General features: G+C 58.5%; 20 protein-coding genes and 2 tRNA genes. 6 read left to right on the forward strand and 16 right to left on the reverse strand.

The features are described from left to right. Positions 1-66 precede the first annotated feature (66 nt). Together SH664x_RS08700 and SH664x_RS08705 are read left to right on the forward strand one after the other, a co-directional pair. Positions 67-138: transfer RNA gene (locus SH664x_RS08700), tRNA-Glu, on the forward strand. A 92-nt stretch (positions 139-230) separates the two neighbouring features. After that, positions 231-312: transfer RNA gene (locus SH664x_RS08705), tRNA-Tyr, on the forward strand. Between the two features lie 577 nt (positions 313-889). Here the strand turns inward: SH664x_RS08705 and SH664x_RS08710 are convergent. The 6 genes from SH664x_RS08710 to SH664x_RS08735 all read right to left on the reverse strand — a co-directional run bounded on the left by SH664x_RS08710 (position 890) and on the right by SH664x_RS08735 (position 5,191). Then, positions 890-2,230: a terminase large subunit domain-containing protein gene (locus SH664x_RS08710; protein ID WP_437206739.1), complete on the reverse strand. Its 1,341-nt coding sequence runs from the start codon at positions 2,228-2,230 to the stop codon at positions 890-892. A 61-nt stretch (positions 2,231-2,291) separates the two neighbouring features. Then, entirely contained in the window at positions 2,292-2,717 is a 426-nt protein-coding gene (locus tag SH664x_RS08715; protein WP_437206740.1) for a hypothetical protein, read from the reverse strand. A 19-nt stretch (positions 2,718-2,736) separates the two neighbouring features. Continuing rightward, positions 2,737-3,336, reverse strand: a complete 600-nt coding sequence (locus tag SH664x_RS08720; protein WP_437207286.1) for a hypothetical protein — start codon at positions 3,334-3,336, stop codon at positions 2,737-2,739. Beyond that, complete coding sequence (locus tag SH664x_RS08725) at positions 3,240-3,989, reverse strand: ATP-binding cassette domain-containing protein (protein ID WP_437206742.1); 750 nt, start codon at positions 3,987-3,989, stop codon at positions 3,240-3,242. Before SH664x_RS08725 ends, SH664x_RS08720 begins: the two co-directional genes overlap by 97 nt. Before the next feature lie 55 nt (positions 3,990-4,044). Next, positions 4,045-4,629 carry a ParB N-terminal domain-containing protein gene (locus SH664x_RS08730; protein ID WP_437206743.1) on the reverse strand — a complete coding sequence of 195 codons (585 nt, stop codon included), beginning with the start codon at positions 4,627-4,629 and terminating at the stop codon, positions 4,045-4,047. Positions 4,630-4,825: 196 nt separating this feature from the next. Next, positions 4,826-5,191, reverse strand: coding sequence for a hypothetical protein (locus tag SH664x_RS08735; RefSeq protein ID WP_437206745.1), 366 nt, complete (start codon positions 5,189-5,191; stop codon positions 4,826-4,828). A gap of 379 nt (positions 5,192-5,570) precedes the next feature. On the opposite strand from SH664x_RS08735, the gene SH664x_RS08740 reads away from it, so the two are divergent. Beyond that, positions 5,571-6,878, forward strand: a complete 1,308-nt coding sequence (locus SH664x_RS08740; RefSeq protein WP_437206746.1) for a dienelactone hydrolase family protein — start codon at positions 5,571-5,573, stop codon at positions 6,876-6,878. A 32-nt stretch (positions 6,879-6,910) separates the two neighbouring features. Here the strand turns inward: SH664x_RS08740 and SH664x_RS08745 are convergent, their stop codons facing one another. The 4 genes from SH664x_RS08745 to SH664x_RS08760 all read right to left on the reverse strand — a co-directional run bounded on the left by SH664x_RS08745 (position 6,911) and on the right by SH664x_RS08760 (position 13,649). After that, positions 6,911-8,476 carry a LamG-like jellyroll fold domain-containing protein gene (locus tag SH664x_RS08745; RefSeq protein ID WP_437206747.1) on the reverse strand — a complete coding sequence of 522 codons (1,566 nt, stop codon included), beginning with the start codon at positions 8,474-8,476 and terminating at the stop codon, positions 6,911-6,913. Between the two features lie 13 nt (positions 8,477-8,489). Continuing rightward, entirely contained in the window at positions 8,490-9,053 is a 564-nt protein-coding gene (locus SH664x_RS08750) for a sigma-70 family RNA polymerase sigma factor (protein ID WP_437206749.1), read from the reverse strand. Between the two features lie 341 nt (positions 9,054-9,394). Further along, positions 9,395-10,669 carry a DUF1501 domain-containing protein gene (locus tag SH664x_RS08755; protein WP_437206751.1) on the reverse strand — a complete coding sequence of 425 codons (1,275 nt, stop codon included), beginning with the start codon at positions 10,667-10,669 and terminating at the stop codon, positions 9,395-9,397. A 64-nt stretch (positions 10,670-10,733) separates the two neighbouring features. Further along, positions 10,734-13,649, reverse strand: a complete 2,916-nt coding sequence (locus tag SH664x_RS08760; RefSeq protein WP_437206752.1) for a DUF1553 domain-containing protein — start codon at positions 13,647-13,649, stop codon at positions 10,734-10,736. Positions 13,650-13,931: 282 nt separating this feature from the next. Between SH664x_RS08760 and SH664x_RS08765 the strand changes: the two genes are divergently transcribed. The 3 genes from SH664x_RS08765 (at position 13,932) to SH664x_RS08775 (ending at position 17,284) form a co-directional block, all read left to right on the forward strand. Next, a complete protein-coding gene (locus tag SH664x_RS08765; RefSeq protein WP_437206754.1) occupies positions 13,932-14,456 on the forward strand; it encodes a sigma-70 family RNA polymerase sigma factor in 525 nt (174 codons plus the stop codon). Continuing rightward, complete coding sequence (locus SH664x_RS08770; protein ID WP_437206755.1) at positions 14,453-16,192, forward strand: FecR domain-containing protein; 1,740 nt, start codon at positions 14,453-14,455, stop codon at positions 16,190-16,192. The genes SH664x_RS08765 and SH664x_RS08770 overlap by 4 nt, the downstream gene beginning before the upstream one ends. Positions 16,193-16,591: 399 nt before the next feature. Next, positions 16,592-17,284: a GntR family transcriptional regulator gene (locus tag SH664x_RS08775; protein WP_437206757.1), complete on the forward strand. Its 693-nt coding sequence runs from the start codon at positions 16,592-16,594 to the stop codon at positions 17,282-17,284. A gap of 144 nt (positions 17,285-17,428) precedes the next feature. Here SH664x_RS08775 and SH664x_RS08780 read toward each other — a convergent pair whose 3' ends face one another. From SH664x_RS08780 to mobA, 6 genes are all read right to left on the reverse strand, one after another. Further along, entirely contained in the window at positions 17,429-18,517 is a 1,089-nt protein-coding gene (locus tag SH664x_RS08780; RefSeq protein ID WP_437206758.1) for a hypothetical protein, read from the reverse strand. Between the two features lie 71 nt (positions 18,518-18,588). Beyond that, positions 18,589-19,194: a DUF1552 domain-containing protein gene (locus SH664x_RS08785; RefSeq protein ID WP_437206760.1), complete on the reverse strand. Its 606-nt coding sequence runs from the start codon at positions 19,192-19,194 to the stop codon at positions 18,589-18,591. A gap of 6 nt (positions 19,195-19,200) precedes the next feature. Then, on the reverse strand, positions 19,201-19,752 hold the full coding sequence (locus SH664x_RS08790; protein WP_437206761.1) for a carboxypeptidase-like regulatory domain-containing protein: 552 nt from the start codon (positions 19,750-19,752) through the stop codon (positions 19,201-19,203). A 302-nt stretch (positions 19,753-20,054) separates the two neighbouring features. Further along, positions 20,055-21,155, reverse strand: a complete 1,101-nt coding sequence (locus tag SH664x_RS08795) for a DUF1559 family PulG-like putative transporter (protein WP_437206763.1) — start codon at positions 21,153-21,155, stop codon at positions 20,055-20,057. Positions 21,156-21,301: 146 nt separating this feature from the next. Next, entirely contained in the window at positions 21,302-22,609 is a 1,308-nt protein-coding gene (locus SH664x_RS08800; protein ID WP_437206764.1) for a LamG-like jellyroll fold domain-containing protein, read from the reverse strand. A gap of 512 nt (positions 22,610-23,121) precedes the next feature. Further along, positions 23,122-23,739 (reverse strand): molybdenum cofactor guanylyltransferase, encoded by a 618-nt coding sequence (mobA, locus tag SH664x_RS08805; RefSeq protein ID WP_437206766.1) that lies wholly within the window; start codon positions 23,737-23,739, stop codon positions 23,122-23,124. Positions 23,740-23,778: the final 39 nt, after the last annotated feature.

Below are 23,778 nucleotides of genomic sequence, written 5' to 3' on the forward strand. Positions count from 1 at the left end.
CCTGCTTATTGGTGGTCTCTCCGGTTTCATGACAGAGTGCAACAGAGCGGCCTGCATTTCAGTAACGGCTCATTCGTCTATTGGTCAGGACACCGCTCTTTCACGGCGGAGAGATGGGTTCGATTCCCATACGAGTCAAACGCCGGAAACGTTGAGTTTCGGTCCCTGCAAGATCAGGAAGCATGTCGCCTGTTCACCTGGCAAGCATGTGACAGGGATGCCGAATTGACGCGTCGGCTGGGCATTGGCGAGCCCAGGTGGCTGTAACCCACCCGCCTCTGGCAACTACAGGTTCAACTCCTGTCCGACGCACTGAGTCAGATCACACATGGTCCTGCCCGACAGGTGTGTTATCCCGCATCAGAGAACTGGATGAAGGATGTCTGACAGCACTCAGACTCGACGTTATCGACTAGACGATGCCGATGAATTTTACGGAGCGGTTCAAGAATCGATTCCTGAACTCCAGCCGTGGATGCCCTGTTGCCACGGCAGGCGCGCAGCGAGACCGCACACGGGGTCGCACGCCGCCAAGCTGCCTGGGAACGTGGTGAAGAAAAAGCTTTCTGATCGTCGAGGCGGACGAGCGTCTGCTAGACGCGACGGGGGGGCATCGCTTCGCCTGCAGCAATGCCACCGCCGAGCTTGGATATTGTGTGAGATCCACTGCGACAAACCACGGTGTCACAACAGCCTCCTCCTCTGCCGATTCCCCCCGAGCGGCAAATTCCGCGAGAGCTGCTCGGATTGCTCCAGCGTTGTCTCCACAAGGAGTCAGCAGGACGACCTTCAAGCCTGATGGAAGTTCGTGCGAAACTGGACATGCTCCTGCAGCACGCTGGCCATCCATCGGCCTGAAGAGAGCCCGGATGCCCCTCTCTTGAACGGGCTACCAGTCGAACCCGGATGGCACGGACGGCGTGATCTCCAGAAAGTCGTGACCGGGGCTCTGCTCCTGCAAACTCAGACAGGCGACTCCCAGGGCGAAAGCCCGGTCGTCGTGGTGCAGCCCATCCTGAATGTGGTCAATCCGCACTTGCCCACCTTCCCGCTGTCGGAGGATTAGCGAGGCGAGTTCGGTCTCCAGGTCGTCACGCTGCTCGCCGGGGACTGCTCCACAACCGGGATACCAGGCAATCTGCTGATGCACGATCAGCTGTCGCAGCAAGAGCGCCAGTCGATGGTTCCCCGTCCCCCCCCGGAACGCAAAGCGTTCAACCGGATAGCGTGATTCGAGGCGCTGAATTGTCCCGAGCAGTTGATACTCATCCACAACGAACCGGATGCAGGGGAACGTGGCGGCAGACCGCTCCATCCAGTTCTCGACCCAGTCGACGCGGGTCGGGCTGGATTTCGTCGGTTTCACGACGTCCATCCGGTCGACCACGATCAGCTCGGCTTCACGATGACAGATACAGGCTGCGGTGTAGTCCCGCTTTTCGGCATAATCGACGGCTGCTACGTATTGTCGCCCGGCGAGGCCCGCTTCCGCCTGCAGTCTCGACGGATCGCGGCAGGCTTCCACTTCGGCAAGCGTGAGAAAGCTCCCTTCCGATTGCTGCCAATGATTCAGCCAGAGTCGCTCGAACACGCTCTCCGGGAGCATCTCCCGTTGCTCGGTCAGAGTGTCGTCGGTGATCCACGGGGCGTGCGGCCCATTCAATGAGGAGAAATGCCAGCCCGAATCGATTCGAGCATGTTCCCTAACGTCCCATTGCCAGCCCCGCCCGACGCCAGCGTTGGTGAGGATCGTCAGGACGCACTTTGGCTTTTTGGCAGCGGAGGAGAGCAATGAGTGCCAGAGATCTCCCTTCTTCCAGTGCGTCAACTCGTCACAGACGATAAAGTCCGGGAGGGCTCCGTAAGAACTCCGGGCATCTGAAGAGATCACTTCCAGCCAGCTTCCGGTCAGTTGGTTCCGCACCTGTCCTTCGAGAAAACAAAGCGGACTGAAAAAAGAGCGATTGGCCTCGGCAAGTCTTCGCAAAGAGTCACGAAGAAATCCGGCCTGACCGCGGTCGGCGGCGGCCGCAATCCCGTTGACCCGGGATCTGGCTGCGAGCAGAATCCAGCCGATCTGCAGAGCCATGTCGGTGGTTTTCGAGTGGCCTCGAGGTCGCTCGATATAGGCCCTCCGCACCGAGACTGGCTTGGACATCGGACGGCCGGCGAGGTCGCACCAGGCGGGATCGAGTGCTTCGAGGTCACGCAGCTGCCATTGCTGTAACACGGAAGCGAGTCTCTGCCGTTGATCTTCTGGGAGGCAGACGAGCTGGCGAAAAAACTCCGGGTCACGGAGAGCGCGTCGTTGCCGCAGCGAGTTCACCATCTGCAGCAAGGAGTTCAGGCGCAGCCTGCTTGATTTTGGCAATGAGTTCATCATCTGTCAGTTCGTCGATGCCCGGAGTCGCCGCGTCGCACTCTGCGGCAGGCCACTCCGGTGGAGGTTGGTTCTTGAGATAAAACGTCTGTGCGGCGACGCTCCCCTCCATCGCGGCGCGGTAGAGTGCCGCCGCCACATTCTCACTCATCAATCTTTGAATGCCGGCCAGTGAGCTGCGGAAGGAGTCGTCGTCTTCAGTCAGAGAGGTGACCGACAGCGGACTGATCCCCAGTTGCAGGCATGCGGCGGCGGGTGAAGCCCCCCGGGCGAGCAGCTGCAGATACTGCGATTGTTGCTCGCGACTCAGGCGGGGTGCCTCTCCCGTGAACAACAAGACGGGGGCCGCTGTCGTTTCACTGGCCGGTCTTGCGGAGCGCTGCTTGTGCGCGGTTGTCGAAGATGTAGTAGACCGGCTGCGCGTAGCGGCTTTTGCGGAACGTTTCCGGGGTGAGGAGGCGGACTTTTTGACCATGCTGAGGGCTCTTGCCGTAGATTCGGGAGTGTGAGATTCGGGACTTTTCTCTCCCGTGACAGATCCCCACCCGGACGAATCCCGCCCGCTCGAAGAACGGGTTGCAATGCCCCATCTCCGTCAGCGTTTCAATCCAGGGGTAAGGCATCAGCTCGCAGCAACGGCGGACAAAGTGGTGAGAGATCCCCACTCCACGGAACGTGGGATGAATCACCACTCGGGAGAGCATGACGAGTTCGGAATTGAGCGTTCGCAGCGGCGTCCGTTCCCATCTGCCACTGCGACCAAAGTATTTGTTGCGAAGAGAGAGCGATTTGGGAGGAGCGATGAAAATGCAGATCCCGATCGGTTGTTCCTGCCACCAGAGAAGAAAGGCTCCCCGAATCAGTCCGAGGTGGTGACTGCGGTAATGCCACCGAGAGAAATACGGCCAGTCGGATTTGGACGCGGTGGAGATCCAGAGATCCCCGGCGAGTCCCATTTTTTTTTAGACGGCTGGACGTTGGCTCGTGCCGTCACCTGAATCAAACCGTCGAGCGGGCAATGGACGACATAATTGGCATCCAGATCGGCAACGATGTCAACCTGTGTGGTCGCGCACAGAAATCCGGTCCCCGTTCTGTCGCAAATTCTTCGTAAATTCGCAGCAATGACAGCCGCGAGCTGGCGATCCAGCGTGGAGGTGAACTCATCCACAACGACCCAATCGGGCTTTCGGGCCAATGCCAGTGCCAGCCGGAATCGCGAACGCTGTCCGTCGGAGAGCTCCTGCGGTGTACGCAGCAGGAGCTGCGCTTCCCCTAAACCGCACAGGGTGAGCAGCTGCAGTGATTGCTGCAGCTCCAGAGGAATCAGATCGACAATGACCTTCTGCGGCAGGGGGGCATCGTCAATGACCTGCACAATATCCCCGCGTGACTGGAGCTCGGCTGCGGTGCCCCACAACAGGGACGACTTCCCGGATCCGCTGTCCCCCACGAACAGGACAATTTCTCCCCGCTCGATGGGCAGTTCGAGATCTTTGACAACAACGTGTTCGCCCACTTCGAAGTCCACACCGAAGTGGTCCATGACCTGTGCACTGCGACACGTGGAGGATTTTGGCAAAAAGCGATGTGCGACAGTCAGACGCATGACAAACTTCCTTGAGAGTTCGCGCTTGGAGAAGGAGGTCCCGATCCATTGAAGATCACCCGGAGGCCGCACGACGAAGGTGCAGCCGGACTTGGGGGAATTCGGCCAGAAGTTCATCAAGGTGCTGTTGCACGTCAGGCCAGTCATCCACGGGACATTCAAGCGTGACCTGCATTACGTCGGGATCTCCTTCGCAATCGTTCTCCCGACCGCTCGGCGCTTCCCATGCGGGAGCAAGCAGCATGTCTTTGAGCTGCTGATCGTCGAAGCCGGTCAGTGTCGTATCGAAATCGGGCAGGCTCTGCAGATCATTGATCAGCTCGATCAGCAATCCGGCATCCCAGTCGCTGGCAACCGCTGAGTTATTCAGCGTCACGTTGAGCGCCTTTTCCTTCTCCAGCGGGAGATCGACAATGACGCAATCGACTTCAGTCACTCCACGGCTTTTCAGCACAGCCAGACGCTGATGCCCCGCCACAACGTGTCCCGTCCTGCGATTCCACACAATCGGCTGCACCAGGTCGAACTCATCCAGTGAGCGCTCCAGCTTTTTCCACGCAGCATCTCCCGGCTTCAATTTCAGACGCGGGTTGTAAGGTGCAGGTTTGAGTTCAGTACAATCCAAACGCTGCCATTGCATGACAGTTTCCTTCCAGAACACTCTGGTGTTTGATGGATGTGAGCTCGCCCGGGGGGAGTGATGGCTGTTGGTCAGGCGAACGTCGCGCGGCGTGGGGATCAGAATGAAAACGGTGCTCGTGTGTCATCGAGATTCAGCGAATGACGGGTGCGACAGGAACCGTCGCGCTGAACTCGCCGAGCGGGCATCGTCCGTACTACGGCTGCGACACGCGTTCCGCCGCAGGTAGCATTCCTGCGCCGGTGAAGTGCGGGGCGGCTTCATTTGTCGCCCAGGCGAGATCGTGATCCAGGTCCAGAAACTCCGGGGCGGCCTGAAATTCTTCCCGCAGTTCTTGTTTGATGCGCGACAGACAGCGGGTGACATGCCCTTTCGGATGCCCAAACACATTGCCGATGCGGTCCAGCGGCCACCCCGCATTTTCTCTCAGGGCCAGCATGGCCAGATATTTCCAGCGTCTGGAGTCATCACCGGCGAAGTGATCATGAATCAGCTTCCAGAACTCGTCCGGCCCGGAGCGGGGCAGGAGAATCTTTGTTCCGTTGGACCGAGATACCGACATCCACTCTCCTCGTGTTGCTGCAGTCCCGATGGCACGGGTTTCAACCAGTGCTCAACCTGTTGCGCTCGCGGGCTCCGGCGCGGTTGCACAGCGTGACTCTGGTAAGACCGCCTTGAAAAGGGCAAAAGTGGAAAATTTATCTGCCCGATCGCTAACACCGTCAGCACTCCGCAGGTTCAAGTCCTGCTAAATCCGTATAAAGAGTTCCTTCAATTGCACCGTGAAGCCTCGATCTGCTTAACTGTTCGAATCGAGAGCATTTTGACGATTGATTGCGACATTCTCGTCACGCGGAAGTCGGCATTTCACCAGACGAACGCTGGCTGCGCGGGGAGTGGAAAGAGCAACCTGCTCTCATGACATTTCGCCGAGGATCATCATGCACCAGGCTGAAGCGCTGAGCCGTCGTTCATTTCTTGAAGGAGTCTCTCTTTCAGCCGCCGCGGGCGGTTTTTTACTGAATGGCTCTGACCTCACTTCCTCGAAGCTGCTCGCCCAGGGAACTCCCCCCGCAGCGATCAAGCCTCCCAATGTGGAGGAGCAGACGGTGCTGGGAGAGTATGCATCGTGGTTGGGCAACCTCGTCCCGCAGGACCGTCCTGCCGCGTTCTCCCTGCGGTCCGGAAAGTGGACCGACCTCGAACAGTGGCGCAAGGCCGCCCGGCAGCGGACACTCGAACGGCTGAATCCCGTGAGTATGGGAGGCGTGCCCGATGTCCGGATCGACTCCCACAGCGAATTTGATGGACTGCAGGTTGAACATCTCTCGTGGCAGCTTCCTGGTGGACCTCGGACGGAAGCAGTGCTACTGAAACCGGCCGGCGCGAAAGAGCCACTCCCCGGAATCCTCGGATTGCATGACCATGGCGGGAACAAGTTTCTCGGCTGGCGTAAAATCGTGATTGACAGCGACCAGCCCTGGCCGATTCAGAAGATTCATCAGCAACGAAGCTATGAAGGGGTGGCCTGGGCCAACGAGATCGCCAAACGAGGTTATGTTGTGCTCGTTCACGATGTCTTCCCCTTCGGCAGCCGCAGGATCCGGGTGGCGGATGTGCAGCAACGAATCCGTCGGGACGCTCAGGATCCTCAACCCGATGATCTCGACGGAATCGTAAAGTACAATCAGTTCGCCCGGGAGCACGAGCACATGATCGAAAAGAGCCTGCTCTGCGCCGGGACGACCTTCCCGGGAGTCTTTCTGCCGGAAGATCAGCGGGCGCTCGATGTCCTCTGTGCCCGCCCGGACGTCGACGCATCACGGGTCGGCTGTGCGGGCTTGTCCGGAGGCGGGCTGCGGACGGTGTATCTCGGTGGGATGGATGACCGGCTGCGGTGTGCGATCGCTGTGGGATTTATGTCTACGTGGCAGGACTTCCTGCTGTATAAATGCGTCAACCACACATGGATGACATACGCTCCACTGCTCCCGAATGATCTCGATTTCCCGGAAATTCTCGGACTTCGCGCACCGCTGGCAACAATGGTCCTCAGCTGCACAGAGGATCCTCTCTATTCGCCTGCCGAGATGCAGCGGGCCGACGAAATGTTGAAAGAGGTCTTCCGGCGTGCGAGGGCTCCAGAGCAGTATCGTGGTCTCTTTCACGCCGGCGGACACAAATTTGATCTCGCCATGCAGGCTGACGCGTTTGCGTGGTTTGATCAACACCTGAAGGGCTCGGCATAGCGATCGCCGTGCGTGCGAGAGTGCCCGGCCCCTTACTGGTAAGGGGTGCTCTGCTGGAAATAGGAACGAATTTCGTTTCCCTCGAACTCGCGGGCCAGGATGACCATTTCGTCCATTCGCCCGCACAGCCGACGCCGCTTTCGCTCAACAATCGGCCGCCAGTTCCCGATCTCGGCCGGACCGAGAACCGCATCCAGTGATTTCTCCAGCCGTGATTCCGTATCGAGCAAGCCGTCGACATACATCCGCGCTGTCTGCGTCTCGGCGTTGTAGGTGACCGCCAAATGGATCCATCGCGACAGCTGATCTCGGAGCGAGTGTTCCGAGTTCACCCACAGGGCAGTGCGGGGGCGTTTAGTTCCGGTCAGTCCCCCCGGACCGCCATGGATAGCAAATCGCATGGTCCCCCCGTTATCGATCATCCAGTGGACCTGCCCGACCGTATTCCATTCGTCGGTGTGGTACAGAGAGCTCATCCCCTCTGCCTGCAGCCTCTGATTCAACCGCACCCAGGTCATCATCGTGAATTGGCGAAGAGTCGGCTTCCAGTTCAGCCGGATCGCGTCGTCGGGGTTCAGAAAGTCGAAGGCCTGCCGACCGGGAAAACGTCCCTGGACCGAGCGGGGTCCGTTGTTGGTGCAATACGAACAGGTTTCCAGATGCGCGGTGCTGATCGTCACCAGGTGTGCGGCATCTGCCTGAATTCGGTAGCTCGCCAGATCGGCACTTCGGGCCTGTCCCGACAGCAGTCCCAGCTTGAGTGGAAGAATTTCTTCCGGCTGAATGAACGTGCCGGTCCGCAGCTCGCAACTATGCAATCGCTGTCCCCGACTGATCCGGAAGGCTTCGTTGGCACGCACCAGTGTGCTCGCACGGGTGAGCCCCGCATCCCCTGCTTCCACCTTTCCCTCATAGACATGAACTTCGGATGCTCCCTTCTCGGTCACATCGACGGCGAAACGGGTTCCCAGATCGAGCACATTCATTTCGGGTGTCAGCACCCGCAAACCGGATTTGCCATCGACCACGTGCGCGGAGACCCGACCCTTGTCGACATGCAGGGTTTTCGCATCGACAATGCTGAATGAGGCCGGAGCTTCCACAACCACGGCAGCTGCCGAACTTTCAAAACCGATTTCGACCAGTCCTTCCAGAAGCTGGAACCGTTTCCCCACCAGGTTACCCTGGGGAAGTTCCGGCTCAGCTGCGAAGCGGGGACCGACGCTCCGAACAAATCGGACCGATCCGGAAGCCGTGGCCCCCCAGGGTCGCAGAAACAACCCGGCTGCCGCCGCTAGGCCAGCTACAAGAACTCCACGACGGGCGAATCGGGGAACGCGGCTCCGCAGGGAACGACGGCTCGCGTCCCCATCGGCCTCAAGAGCCCGCTGAATCTCTTCCGTCCCGGGCCAGCCCCCGGGAACATCGTCAGTCAGCCCGAGCTGGGCATTCAGAAAGGCGTATTGCAGAAAGAGCCGACATTCCTCGCCGCCGGACTGCAGAATCTCTTCGAGTTCGTGCACTTCAATCTCGGTCGCGTGCCCGTCGATGACGCTGGCTGCCAGATCGAGCAGATAATGTTGAGAGTGCTTGCTCATGGAATGTGTGGCCTCACTGCTTTCTGGCAAGTTTCTGTTGGACACATTCAAGCAGCGACTGCCGCACCACACGGAGAGCCTTGTAAACAGCGTGGACAGAACGATCCCAGCTTTCGGCGATGGCTTCCGCTGGAAGTCCCTGAGCATAGAAATTTTGAATCAGTCCTTTGTGCCGGCGGGACAACTGGCTGACACAGGCATTGAGCGCAACCTGACGCGGGTCAATCTCGGAGACAAGATCACGGGCCTGTTCTGTCAGGCTGTCGAGCATCGGCAGAGTAAAGATATGTCGGTCGCGTTTGCGGGTGCGCCAGTACTTCAGCACCTGCAGGCGCGCAATTCCCAGCGCCCAGCTCTGAAAATCTCCCTGCCGAACAAATGTGGAATAGTTCTTCCACATCGCCAGACAGGCTTCCTGAAACACGTCATTGGCAGCCGAACCGTCAAAGACCATCGCCCTCACGTAGACCTGAACGCGGTGCTGTACGGGCGTGAAGTGGCGGAGAAACGTCTCGTAGTCGTCCGGAGTTTCGGAAGAACGGGCTTCGGCAGAAGTTTCGTCAGTCGTCGTCTTCATGGGAACCGTAGAAGATATCGAAATGCCGATGAGACAAGTGTTTTCAGGCTTTCCCGGGCCGTCCGAAGGATGTCAGCCATCAATCCGCTGCGGAAGGGACGGTCGAGAAAGAAACATTGTTCCCATGACCGGTTCCGAGGGACAGTCACTCCTCAGATAGATTGCGCGCGCAAGCATCGATTGATACCAACGCGTTGCGTTGTGGCATCAGCGGCATATCGTAACCGGTTTGGCTGTGGAGTGTTACGGAGTTCCTGAAACTTCAGGATTCAGGGCTGCGTAGCGCGACGCTCCCCTGCCCAACTCGATTCGCCCCGTTTCAGGGCTCGACCGGAGGCCACTCAGAACAGGGAGGCGATCGCAGTCCCGTGATCCGTGAGAGGAACGGGACGATTACTCGAGTCGAACGCACTCTTGGCGGGGTTGATTCCCATCGATGCCAGAATTGTCGCGTGGAAATCCGGGATGCTGACGGGGGCGTCCACAATCGCCATCGCTTTCTCGTCGGTGACGCCATAGGCCCCGCAGTGTTTCAATCCCCCTCCGGCCAGGACCAGAGTGAACGCCTTCCCGTGGTGTCCTCGTCCCCCTTTGCTGTCGAACTCTGCCGGCCGCCCGAATTCCGTTCCTACGACGATTAACGTCTTGTCGAGCAGTCGCCGCGATTGCAGATCCGAAATCAGGGCAGCGAGCGCCTGATCGAGTTCCTCGATCAGCAGATGCTGGTTTTCCTGCCCCTTGCCGTGGGTGTCCCACCCGGTTCCATTGCTGAAGTTGAGATTGTGAGAAATCTCGACGAATCGTACCCCTCGTTCGATCAGTCGGCGACCGACCAGACAGCGTTGACCGAAGCCCTGTCCGTAAAGATTCTGGACATCGTCGGATTCGCGCGTGAGGTCGAAGGTTTCCATGAAGGTCCCCGACGTCAATCGCTCGCTCTCACCAATCAGCGTCTCGTATGCCTGAATCTGTGCGGCACTCGCGTTCGCCGCCTCCGCGCGGAACATCGACAGCAATTCGCGTCGACGCTGTTCACGCCCTTCGCGAGTCATCTGCGAGCGTTGAAAGGCCGCCGGCCCCTTCTCGTGATCGGTGACATAGAGATAAGCCCCCTTCGTTCCCAGATAGCCGGCACCGCGTGAGCTGCTGGGATATCCGAGGACAACATAGCCCGGCATTTTGTCTGCGGCCGGGCCAAGTTCACTCGTGACGATCGATCCAATCGAGGGATATTCGATGGTTCCCGATGTGGGGCGACCCGTGTGGACCCGCAGCACGGCGGCAGCGTGCTCATCAATCACATCATGATGAACGGTCCGAACCGCTGTGACATGTTCCATCAGGTGGGCGGTGCGGGAGAGATGCTGGCAGACCTCTACTCCCGGAACGCTTGTCGAAATGCTGGGATAGTAAGAGCCCGGAATCTTCTCCTGGATGTCGCCCAGCTGCTTCGGATCGAACGTGTCGATCTGGGCCATTCCCCCTCCCAGCCAGAGGAACAGGCAGTGCTCGGCTGTTCCCATTGCGATCGGCAGCTCCGCTGCAGCCGCTCCCCGGGCTGCAATCCCGCCAGCGGCCAACCAGGCGGAAGCCTGAAGAAATGTACGACGTTGCATAAGAGAGAACTCCGACAGCAAATGGAAATCGTGGTCTTCCGGGGGGCTACAGGAGATCGGCGAATCAGGGCGAGTAAATGAACTCTGGAGCGTTGATGATCGCCCAGGCCAGATCTTCCAGACGTTCGCGCCAATCAGTCTGCAACGACGGGGAGGGCTCGGGCCCCTGCTGCAGCTGTCGGTTCTTTGCAAAAATAATCTCATCAGCCCCGGGGGCCAGATGATTTGACCAGGTGACATAGCTCGGCGAAAGACCGGCTGCGGGCATTTCACAAGGCTGCCCGGTTCCACAGGCGCGGTCGTCGAATTGAGGAGCGAGCAGATCCCGCGCTTGTTGTCGCTCCAGCTCGGTCGGCGTTCGCGTCAACAGCGACAGGAACAACTCGTCAATCAGCTCGTCCAGCGACTGCTGTTTCAAGGCCATCTGCTCCAGCGTTGATCCCGGAGTGATACGGACCATCCGTTGTACAAACAGTCCGTTGGCAATCGCTGCAGGTTGCGTGACCGCAATTTCGGGAGCACAGGGGGTCATTCCGTCTCCCCGCCCGCTGCGCCAGCCAAAGGCTTCAATCAGATCGACCAATGGCTGAGTTTCAGGCAAGGTGAGGCCGGGACGATCTCGCTCGTTCGTCAGATTTGCGAGCTGCCAGCAGCGCCGGACATACCCCAGATCGACCGAATTATTGCGAGATCGTGAGATATCGAGATCGAGGCTCATTCTCTCATCCGTCAGCGACTTCCCGAATGCCGAAGACAACGAGTCCGCAATCTGTGCCGGCTCAAGCATCCGCAAGGGAGGAGTGACGGCAGACGCCAATTCCGGCGCGGGAACCGCCCGCTGCTGATAGGCGTCACTGTTGAGGATCGTCCGTTCAATCCACTGCACATCGTAATTCCGGCTGACGAACTCGCGTGCCATCCAGTCGAGCAACAGAGAATCTTCGATGACAGCATGCTCCCAGTCTTCAGCAGGTTCCACCAAGCCGCGTCCCATCAGCCGCTTCCAGACCCGGTTGACGATCACCTGCGCAAAACGTTCGTTCTCGGGGCGAGTGATCTGCACGGCGACCTGGTCGCGCCAGCTTGCATCCTGAGGAATCATCCACTCCGGGGCAGGAGCATCGACCAGATCCTTGAAGGGCCACGCCGGGTCAATCCTTTCACCAACCTTCAGCGAGACCTGAATCAGTGGCTTGCGGGCCCCTTTGGTCAGAGCGTCGAGATCAACGCTGCTGCTGGCGGGGACCTCAATCCGGGCCCCTTTCAGCGCGGCTGCCAGCTCGAACAGTTCACGCTGTGTTGTTTTCTGGAACGGACTGTCGTGACAACGGGCGCACTTGGTCGTCATTCCCAGAAATGCGGAAGTGAGCACGACCCCCTTGGCCGCCATCGGCACATCGACGCCCGATGCCATCTCAAAACCCTTGGGGCCCCCAATGTTGTAACCCCCTTCCATGCGGATCAGCTCGGTGACGAACAGGTCAAACGGCTTGTTGTCGTGCAGCGCCTCGTAGATCCAGAACCGGAACGGCCCGGTGTTATTGAGCGTCGGATTGATGAGGTTCGGATTTTCACCCAGAACGTTCTGCCAGTACGAGGTCCAGTGATCCGCGTGACGGGGATCAGCCAGCAGGCGATCAATCACCAGTTCGCGACGCCGGTCTGCCGGAGCGGCTTCGAACTCCCGGATTTCGGCGATCGATGGAACAACTCCGACCGTATCGAGTGACACCTTGCGCAGGAATTCCAGATCCGTCAGCGGTTGAGCTGCAGTCCGCGGACGGGCAACTGCGGGGAGCTCAAGTTGCTGTGCTCCGTGTTCGATCCAGTTCCGCACCAGCTCAATCTCCCCGGCGGCGAGCGGTTCGCCTCCTTCTGCCGGGGGCATTCTCAATGACTCATCGCGACTGGCGATCCGCTCCAGCAGAACGCTCTGCTCGGGTTTGCCGGCCACAATCGCGACTCCGCCGCCGGGAAGGTCCTTGCTCAGCGAGTCCCACTCATCCAGCCGCAAATCCCCTTCTGCATCCTTCCCCCGATGGCAGCGGACACAGCGCTGCTCGAACAGGGTCCGCACCGCTGCGAATTCGCGTGCGGCGTTCCCGGTGTTGACGTCAGTCGTCGCCTGGGGCGACCCGGCAGACTGCGATTCTGAACGGGCTGCGAGAATTCGATCGATCGACACCGCGCCGTCGGACGACGTGGGCAGTTTGGGAACAGGATGCTCTGCCGCCCAGGCTGCAGCGTAGGTATGTCTCTCCTGCCAGTAGCCCTGCACCGTATCGAATGCTTCCTGACGACGCTGCTTTTCGAGCCTCTGCAGCTTTGCGTTTTCGGAATGGTAGTAACGCCACCACCCGGAATCGGAATAAGGATGCCCTTTCAACGCCGGCGAGAGGAGATAGAACTCTTTTTCGCCCTGCAGGCGGATACTGACGGTTGTCTCGTTGATCTCCGCGCGGCGGGTTTTCCCTCCGACGAGAAACGTGAACCGAATCTGATGTTCCCCCCCGGGGGATGTGAAGTCGACCAGTCGTTCAAAAATCCCGGGTGCCCGGTTCCGCAAGCCCGGGTCTTTCAGAAGCCGTTCATCTGCGATGCCGGCGAGATCATTGAAACTCCGGTTCGGTATTGCGGGCGTTTCCACCAGCGCTTCACCATCGATTTCGAGCCGCGATAATCCGAGCGAGCGAACCAGGAACTGATGCTGCCCCGCGGGCAGTTCGATGCTCGCAGTGGCCTTGACGGCGGTGACTGGGGGGCGGTCGTCGGCAACCCCGGTTGAGATGTAACGTGTGGGGAGCCGGAAAAATGCGAACGCATCATGGGAATAGGCTTCTTGAGGAGCGTCCAGCGACTCGGGGAAGACATTGTGATCCACAATTCCTTTATCGAAGATCTCAATGGCGACCGGTTCCGCGCCGAATGCCTGCGGAATCGAGACCAGCAGCAACAGGCCCCACAGATGGAACTTCGGCATACGAGCAGGTTTCTCGCTGTGTTGTACGGGTGACGTGGGTGCCCTTTGTCCCAGCTGACATGAACATGGGGACCTTCGACGATATTACGCAGGAACTTCTGTTTACTCGACAGCCCATTGATCAACAAATTGCGACCTGTCTGCAGAGCCGCGCCGGAGCAATGCACATCTGTGCACACCACAAGTTGCCGCGCAAATCGTCGCGGTTTACCCAAAATAGATCCGTATTGAATGTCGAGTTGACGGACCCTGCTGCGTAATCTCTTTCAGAGGCAAAATTTCATGCTCTCGCGAGAAGCCGCTACCGCCGCCTTGCTCGAAGAACGCCTGTCACTGACGGCGTTTGTGGCGATGATTACGCGCAGCTACCACCTCGCCGAAGATGTCTTTCAGGACATCTGCATGAAGTGTCTGACACGCGAGGAGGAATTCGAGTCCCGCGAGCACCTGCTCAACTGGGCTCGGCTGTCGGGACGAAACCGTGCCATCTCGTTGCTGAGGGTCCGAGAAGGCAAATACGATGGTCTCAGTCCGGAAATGCTGGAGTCGCTGTCGGCCGCGTGGCCAGACACCTGGCGAGGGCAGGTTCGTGAGCGTCAGGAACTGCTGGCGAAGTGCCTTGAAAAATTGACCGTCAACAATCGGGAGATTCTCCGTCTCCGCTATTTTGAAGGACGCTCCGGAACTGCTGTCGCGGAGGAGTTGGGACGCAAACTCCCCACCGTTCATCAGGCGCTGGCCCGCATTCACAAATCTCTGCGGGAATGTGTTCAGACTCAGCTCGCAGTCTGGGAGGGAAGGACGTGATTTCGATTCCTGATGAGTTCCGGAACGAACTGGAACGACTGGAGTTTCTGGAACAAGCCATCCGCTATCAGGATGGCAAGCTGCAGCCGGACGAACTCGAGGCGTTCGAGCAGGAAATCACCCGTGATCCGTCCCGGCAACAGGCATTTATCGAGTTTCAGCTGCAATCCGCATCCCTGCAAGAGGTGCTGCGACGGGAGGTCTATCACATTCCACTCGAGGAACCGCTCCGCTGTCCGGCGACGGTCTCATCTGGAAAATGGAAGTCCACTTTCGCCGCTGCGAGTGCGGTGATAATGGCAATTGTGGCCCTGGGACTCTGGAGCAGTCGACCAACGGGTTCTTTGCAAGTCGTTGAATCCCGTGGGATCGAAAACTCGTCCAGCGGAGTAGCCGTGCCCAGGGGATTGCCTTCGGTTCGCCTGGAAGAGGAGTCGCACGCACGCTTTTTCGGTACCACCACCCCCCCCGTCGGAAGTCCGCTGACACCGCAGCAGGACTACATGCTGCAGGCGGGGTTGATTCGGCTCACCTTTCCTTCCGGTGCGACAGCCATTCTCGAAGCTCCGGCAATGTTCCGGATTGTGGATCAGGATTGCCTCGCCATGGAGACCGGAGTCTGCTCCGTACACGCCCCCGCCGGAGCAGAAGGGTTTCGGGTTGTGACGCCGTTGACAGAAGTGGTCGACAGGGGAACTCGATTCTCCGTGAAGGTGCAGGACAATCAGGAAACGGAAGTTCACGTGATCGAAGGTGCGGCAGACCTGTATCCGACCGCATTGGTCGATTCCCCTCCAGCGGGCGGTACGGTTGCCGCGCTCCCATTGCCCGGCGCAGGAATCAGGCTGCAGGATCGTCAGGCACTGAAACTGGGGGGACTCGACGTTCCGGTCCCGGAGGCGACTCGTTTCAATCCGGAGAGCTATCGGCGAAAGCTTCCTGATCGGCTCGTCAGCTATCAGGCCAGTCGGGCTCCCGATGGGACTGCGGACGAGCTTCTGGGGCTGGATGTGCAACGGGGAGGGAGACTCTACTCCTACTCTGCGGACGATCTGATTCCGATCGCAGTCACTGCTTTCCGAGGCGAGTCGGAACCATCCCCGAACGGTCACCTGGCCGGCAACCAGGAACGCCCTGCAAACCCTCAAAGCTGGCTGGAGGACCGCAAACTCAATACGGGACTGATTAATTTCGGGGGCCAGGCCGAGCCATTGACCACCGATCCCGTTCTCCCATCCGGTCCCGATGAGATTCCGTCAGCCACACCCGGGCTGGCCATTCGCTTCCAGTCGCCGGTCGTCAACTCTGCCGGGCCTGATCTTGTGCTGTTCGAAATCCAGAGCTTCAGTAATCCCCCGGAAGGGGATCCGTTTCACGTCACGCCGATCCGCTTTCGTTCCGGGTTAAGAAGTCTGACGGTCAGGAAATTTGACCTGACAATGTCTTCCCCGGAAGCGCTGGAAGTAACGCCGTTCTGGCTGCACGTTTATCCCACTGAGATCCGTTCGCTGGCAGAGCTCTCCGAACGTTCGGCGGCTGTGCTGCCCCGAGGTCCGCAACGGAAATTCCGAGCCATCGGAGTGGGAATCGACCTTTCCGAACTGGGGTTTGCCGACGGAGAAGAGATTTCGGAACTCTTCATCCAGCATGCTGCAGTTGGGGCAGCTTCTCGCGTCGATCCGGTGCTGATTGCGGGGTTGCCTCGTCTCCTTGCTGCGGATCAGCCCAACAAGTAGGGCGCGCTCACTCCCGCGCCTCTTCCCAGGCCCCTTCTCGGGGTGTCTCCCTTTGTCGCAGGCCTGCGACTCCAGACGTGCGCATCCACAATTGGTACTGAAAGTGCATCCTCATTGACACCGCCGGCAGACATGTCAGTTTTCTACGACTGGCAAAGAAACTCTGATTCGTTTCGGAGGGGACATTGGCGGTGGCTGGCAGAGTAATGATATGGGGTGATGCGGAATGCGGCGGCACGGTGAAACCCGCAGCTGTGAGAAGCGAGTCGCCGATTAATCGCATATGACTATAATCCCTCTGTAAGTGCCGCATGCGACAGTAAAGGCGGGGAATTTTCAGCGCAGGCAGGCTGTCATCAATCAGTGAAATTTTTTGAGAGAAATGCAGGAGTGGCGCAAATGATGACGACACTTCCCGTCCAAGAGCAGGAACGAATGAACGCGTTGCAGTCGAAAACAACTTTGACCGAACTCGCTTACCAGGAGATTCGCCGACGAATTCTTAACCTTGAATTCGCTCCGGGCTCCGTGGTTTCCGAACGGATGCTGTCGGAAACACTGGGAATGGGAAAAGCTCCCATTCGGGCAGCGCTCATTCGACTGGCCGCTGAGCGGATCGTAACCATCGCATCCCGTCAGGGGATCGTCATTGCGACCGCCTCCATTCAGGACATCCTCGAGATGTTCCACATGCGGTTCGCCCTCGAGACGCTGATCGTCCGGGAGATTGCCGGCAAGCTGAATGAGGAGCAGCGTGCCCGGCTCGAAGCCAATGTCGACCATTACAAGGAACTCGCTGACGAAGGCAACGTCGAGCGGACGATCGCCATCGATTTTGAATTTCACCGGATGCTGGCAGAATTTCATGGCAACCGGCAGATGCTCCGGGTTCTGAACTCGGTCTACGATTTCCTCTATCGCGAAGTTCTTCAGGCACAGTCCACCACCGCGCAGCGCCTCCAGCAGGCCTACCACGAGCATCTCGCCATCGCGGAAGCGGTACTCCGGAACGATCCGCAGGCTGCCGAAGAAGCGATGAAGACCCATCTCCAATGTGGAGAACAAGTCCTGCTCTCGCGCAGTCCTCGCTGAGGGACGAAATTCGGATAAAGCGCAATTGAAATCGAGCGGCAACCCCTCTGACAGGTTGCCGCTTTTTTTCGTACCGGGCAGCAACGATCCCCCGCGTCGGCGCAAGCTGAGCAACCGGCCAGATCGTCCTCGCTCGAAAGGAGATCACGGGAACAGCCGCTCCGCTTCCGGCAGCGATGGGCCCACCCATCCCTCTCCATAGATGCGCACGACCCCTCCTTTGCGGAAGCCTTCCAGCATCAGACGGGGTTCCAGCACAAGCTGCACTCCTGAGTGGGCATACATGTTGGCGGGGACCTTCCGGCGTTCGACAAGCCGACAGTTCATCCCATCGATCCACGGTCGGTCAGTCTGCAGCGTCTCTTCCGCGACAGCCACTTTCACTTCCGCCCCTTCGGCAAACCCGGTCTTGAGCAGGTCCTGATTCTCACGATTGAACAGGGTCACCGTGAACTGCGTATCGGTCGTACTGTCGATCCAGCCGGCGATCCCACGTTCCTTGAGATAGTCTGCACGAATCTTCTTCTGCCGGGTCGTAGCGAATTCCTGACTCTCCGCGTCGAGCCAGATCTCTGCCGCGGGTCCTCTGCCACCCGACTTTGGCGGCTGTGTGTTGAACAGGATCGCCATGCCCGGCTGGATCTCCTCGAATGTGGCGGGCTCTCCCTGCCCCTTCCACAGCTTCGTATCACCCGCAACCTTCAGCACGCTGCTTCTGTCAGAGACTGTTTTTTTCGGAATGCTCTGCTGAGTGATCGTCAGCTCTTTGGTCTCGGGATTGACACCGTCCACACGGTACGTCCAGCTGTGGCTCGTAGCGGCGGTGTAGTCATCCAGCAGACTGCCGACGAGCGTGAACTCACCCGATTCATCGGGGTAGGTGTAGAACAGGAAGCGGGTCCCCAGCGGCAGATGGCGAAGTTCAGTTTCAGAACCGAGGTAGTTCGCAATTCCGAATGGCAGCATCCGGAACTCGACCACTTCTCCAGTCGGCACCCTCCGAAACTTTCCGGAACGCTGCAATTGATTAAACTCCAGCAACTCGCCGCTCACGCGGTTCTCGGCGTGAGAGGGTGGAAAGACTCCCCGTTGCAGCTGATACCAGGGGAGATGCTCGTTGGAAAAGTTCGTCCGGTAAGGAAAACGTTCATCCACCTTCGGTTGCGGGGCGTCGGCACCGAAACAGGTTCCGGTGACCAACAACAGCAACAGGCAAGTCGGCACGCGCATCATTCGAACTCAATCTGCTGGAACTTCACAAGAAACCAAATCGACACTGTGGGGAGAGCTGCTCCCCTGCTCCGTCAAACGATCTCCGAGATTGGACCGAGACTGTCCATGAACTTCTCTGCCGGCACATCCATCTTCTGCATCATGGTCAACAGCAGATTGCTCAGATGGGCCTTTTCATCCTTCGGCCTGGAGCAGAGAGCCCGCCATTCGTCCATTGTCAGGTCGTCGCCTTTCTTCGTGACCGCAGAGTTGTAGTCGACATGTTGCCTGTGCTTGATTCCCAATCCGCGGCCACCCGCGAGAACGATGGGCAGGTTGACGGTCGAGTGGCTATGGCCGTAGCTCATTCCGCTTCCAATCCGCACCATCGTGCTGTCGAGCAAGGGCTCACCCTGGTCGGCTGTGGCCTTCAGTTTGTCGAGGAAGTAGGAGAATTGCTTCATGAAGAACTCGTCAGTCTTGGTGAGGACTTCGGGATCGAAGTTGTGGTGAGACAACACGTGGCGATGCTGAGTAACGCCGATCTCCGGGATCGCCAGCCCGCCCCCTTCCAGTCCGCTCATGTACGTGACGCCCCGGGTCATATCTGTTCGCAGCGCGATGACGATCAGATCGAGCATGGTGAGGTAGTACTCTCCCGCCTCGACCTTCGGAACTTCCCGGTAGAAATACTGCAACCGGCATTATGGGAGTTCAAACCGGAAATGATTTTCCTGGCCTTCCCTGACCGAAACCGTTAAGCCGGATTTCTGGAAGCTGGAATACTTCTCGGGAATGATCCATTTGACCTCAACGCGGCGGCCATCACCATTCTCACCGCCTGAAGCTTTTGCGTTTTCTGGCGTCTTGTCGATAATATCGACTCGCCGAATCGCAACTGCCTGTTCGCCGGGGACCACGCCGTCAGCATTCTCAAAGGTTGTTAAAAAGAAGTTTCCGTTCTCATCGGTCATCCCGAAACCCGTCCGCTGGGCTTCCATATTCATGAATGTGACCTCAGCCATAGAGACAGGCTTCCCGTTGAGTGTCACCGTCCCTGTGGTCGGAACCACGTTCGGTCGATCCGTAGGCTTCTCCGTCCTGCAACCGGCAAGCGCTGAAATAAAAAATGAAAACACAAATAGAACGAATGCGTGCCGAATGCTTGCAGGCATTTCCTGATACCCACTTCTTTGAAGCGGCAGGCCCTGGGGCAATTCCGACGGAACAGCTCTCATTTCCGACAGGTCACTCATCGATACTCGCCTGAACGTGATAAACGGAATATTGATAAAGAAAGCATAAAGACGCGGTGTGACATCGGAGGGAGCACCGACTGCCTAAGCACTTCTCAGTGCATAAAACGGAACTGCTGCCTGTGAGGGACGGTCCCGAAGAAACCCGCTGCTGATGAAACACGGACTCGCTCGGAGCCACTGCGCTCCGGTTACTTGGTCATCCATGTTTCATCAGTGCCATCCCGCCCCAATCTCCCTTCGCAATGGATCTGCTCAGTCCGGGAACGACTGCCCGAGCATTCCGACGTTGGACTGCTCGACTAGTAGTCTTTGCCGACTTCATCCCCGTTCATGCTCCCCAGAGATCCCCAGATTCCGTAGGGGCTGATCCCCGTGTCAACGCCGGGAGCGCCGGAGTTGCCGCCGTCGATGTTCTGGCTGATGAACCGGACTGAACCGTCTGCGAGGACGGCGTTCACACCGCCAACGTGCAGGCTTGTCGGCGGGAAGGCTCCCGCGGCATTATTGGAGCCGCTTGACACCGCCATCATGCAGGACGGGCTATTCGGCGGCAAAACAGTATTAAACCCTGTGAAATAGCACATTCCGTCGTAGGCGCGGCTTCCCCCAGCTGCGCGGGAGGAAACGGTCAGAGTCGGCAGGTACTCACGAGTGGTCCAGTCGACTTGCGCCAGACAGAGAGCCGGATTGTTTTCCAGTCCGGCAACACTTTCCACAACACGCCCGTAGATCGAGCGGGAGCTGAAGGTGAAGGCCCGCTCGGACACCATGATCGTGTTCGACGTTCCGTCGGTCATGTCCTGGAAGCGGACAAAGCTGTCTGAGCCGAACAGTCCGCGCTTGCGATATCCACCGCGAATGTTCGTTCCGAGAATGTGGTCCCCATGGTTGTAGCAGTAGCTGGATGAAGCAAGTGTGTACCCCAGATTCACGTCTCCAACCGGACGATCCGACGGACAATGAAACATGGGAACCTGGTAGTCCGCACGGATGAACGTCCAGTTGACGTCGTTCGGCGCCAACCCGAACGCTGTAATCGACTGGGGTCCTGCCGGCGAGACGAAATTGATCGTCTGCGGAGTGCTGAGAAGGTTATACAACGCCGTCTGATCCAGAAATGGAAGGATCATCATCGTCGCGTTGAGGCGGCGGGTTGTATGTCCGGGGCCAGTCATCGCTGAAGGGAGTCCTTTATGCACATCCATGTAGTTGTGCAGAGCCAGACCGAACTGCTTCAGCTGATTCTTGCACTGGGTGCGGCGCGCGGCTTCTCGCGCCTGCTGGACTGCGGGAAGGAGGAGGGCAATCAGCACAGCGATAATGGCAATCACGACGAGCAGTTCAATTAATGTGAACCCGTGCGCGACAATCCGGTGACTCCTCGTACGTTGGGATAACATGGCTAATGATCCTTGAGCTGAAACAAGAAGGGATGATGGGCTCGAAGTCGAATCAGGAGGCAACCGTATCGGGCCGGTTCGGGATGCCTGCATTAACATCGTATTGTTATGTCGCGCGATAAAGACGAAGCAACGAATCGAGTGTATTAAAAATGTAGTCCTTCAATGGGACGCTCAGACGGAAGTGGATAAGGAGTGCTCGCTGTAAAGTATGACCGAACTTCGTCCCGTGAAAAAACGCGGGAAAACACCAGGAATTCATCCAGCCTCCCAGAGAGTTGCCGCCGCCTTCGTTGCTCGAAGGGACGCCAGTTTCCAATTTCCGCGGCCCCGAGTACCGCCTCCAGCGGCTTGGCCACTTGTGCCTCCACGTCCAATACTCCGTCGATATACATGCAGACCTTGCGGGAGTCGGCATCGTAGGTCACGCCGAGGTGAAGCCATCTCGCCACCCGATGATTCAAGGAGGATTCGGAGAAGACCCAGAGGGCAGTCGGAGAACGTCTGTCCTCATTTTTCCAGTCGGGTCCGCCGTGAATGGCAAACTGCATCCGACCGCGTGGGTCGACCATCCAGCCAATCTGTCCAACCTTGTTCCACTCGTCGGTATGAAAAAGGGAATCGGGTCCAGATTCAGACGGAAGGTTCATGCGAACCCAGGTCATCAGAGTGAATTGTCTAACGTGAGGAGCCCACTGCAGGCGGATGGCATCCTCCGGAGAATGAAAATCGAACCCCCAACGTCCGGGAAATCTTCCCTGCGCAAGGCGTGGACGTTTCTGATCACAAAAAACGCAGTCGTTGATCGCTTCGTGGGAAACGGTCAGCAGATGTGCCGGATCTTGCAATAACAGTGACGAGGCGTGCCCGGCCCGTTCGAGTTGACCAGCCTGGACTCCCATCGTCAGTTGAGCCAGTTCTTTGTGCTGTACGAATGTCGCGGGACGCAGGGGGCAGGTTTGCGGACCTTGACTGCGGCGGAAGCGGAGAGCTTCGTTGGCTCGTACAAGAGTGGGCTGCAAGGCTCGCTCGGCATCCGCAACTTCGACGGTCCCTTCAAACACGTGAACCTCGGAGATTCCCTCTTCCACTGCGGCAATTGCAAAGCAGGGCCCCGATTCCCTGACTTCCATTTCCGGGGTCAGCACCCGTACGAGCGAATTCTTCTCCGGGATCTGCATGACGACGCGGCCACTTTCAACCCACAGAGCAGGCCCCTCCAGGACGGTAAAGCGTGCCGGGGCTTCAATCACCGCCGAAGCTCCGGCGGGATGGAACGTGATTTCGATCAGCCCTTCTGACAGCTCACAGACCCTGCCTGTCAGATCGCGATTTTGAGGGTCGTGGTCGTTCAGGAATTTCGGCTGAACGCGACGAACGATGGTCGCCGTCGGCTTTTGCAGCGACCAGGGCCAAACGAGGGCTCCTCCGACCAGGGCTCCCCCTGCCGCCAATACTCGACGCCGTTCGTGAAACCAGGAGGATGGAGCACGGCGCAGATCACCAGCGGCCCTGTCGGAACGTCCCGACTGCTGGCGTGGAACTGCTTTAACCGTTCTAAAATGAGCTCCGTCCATCGATGCTTGACGTGCTTTCTGTCAGCGGTTCAAGGGAGGTTGTCGACCGAATTGCCGACGTGACAAATGCGAATTGGCTTGTGGGTATTACTTGCGCACATCAACCCCCATTAATACCTGAAAACGCTGATGCGTTCTGGGCGTGTCACCGTAAGGCATTACGCACAGGCGGCTTGCGCAATCACACGGCCAGACATTTTTTGAGGTTTTTCTGTTCCGGACGGAGACGGGAGAGGAATCCGGCTACCTCAGGCTTGGAATCTGCATTGCCGGATTGGCGATGAATTTCTCGGGCGGGAGGGGCCGAGGGGCACAGTAGGAGAAGTGGGGCAGAGAACATCGAGCGTGAGCGGAGAGTGCGCTGCGACACTGAAATAGAATGTGATAGTTCACTCGCCCCGTGCCTCAAACGACTGCAGAAGCCCCGCATAGTCGTCTGGGGTGTTCATATTCCGGAGCGAATGCAGGCCGGGGTCAATGACATCGAGTTGAGCAGCCGGCAGTAGACTCACTCGGCAGGTCGCCAGCAGACTACGAAGACTCCGCTCTCCTCGGTCCAGCAACGACTGAATTTCATCGCAGAGGGAGGTTCGATAGACCGCAGCCAGAGGTGCGGGGAATGTGCCATCGTGAGGGACCACCACCTCGACATCGCCTCGCAGCCGACTGGCTACGCCTCGGATGAAACGAGCCGTTTGCAGCGGCATATCCGCACTGGTGAGATAAATCGCCTCCAGTCCGGAAGGGAGTGCCTGCAGCCCGGTCAACAGTCCGGCGAGAGGTCCCTGATGCGTTTCGGGGTCACGTGCCACCAGCACACCGGCGGGCAGCTGGGGAAGCTGTTGATCTGTCGCGGCGACAACAACGACCGGAGAGACAGCGCCGCCGACGATCCTCGCCACACGTGCGACGGCGGTCTCAGCACCGAAGGCGAGCAGATGTTTGGGGGTGCCCATCCGGCTGCTGCGACCACCGCACAGGACGATCCCCCCCACAGAATCAATCATTGGAGATTCCGGTCATGGCTTCCTTCCTGACAACCGTTC

This window comes from Planctomicrobium aquicomposti (genome assembly GCF_051466325.1).
In the GTDB taxonomy this organism is placed as follows: Bacteria; Planctomycetota; Planctomycetia; order Planctomycetales; family Planctomycetaceae; genus Planctomicrobium.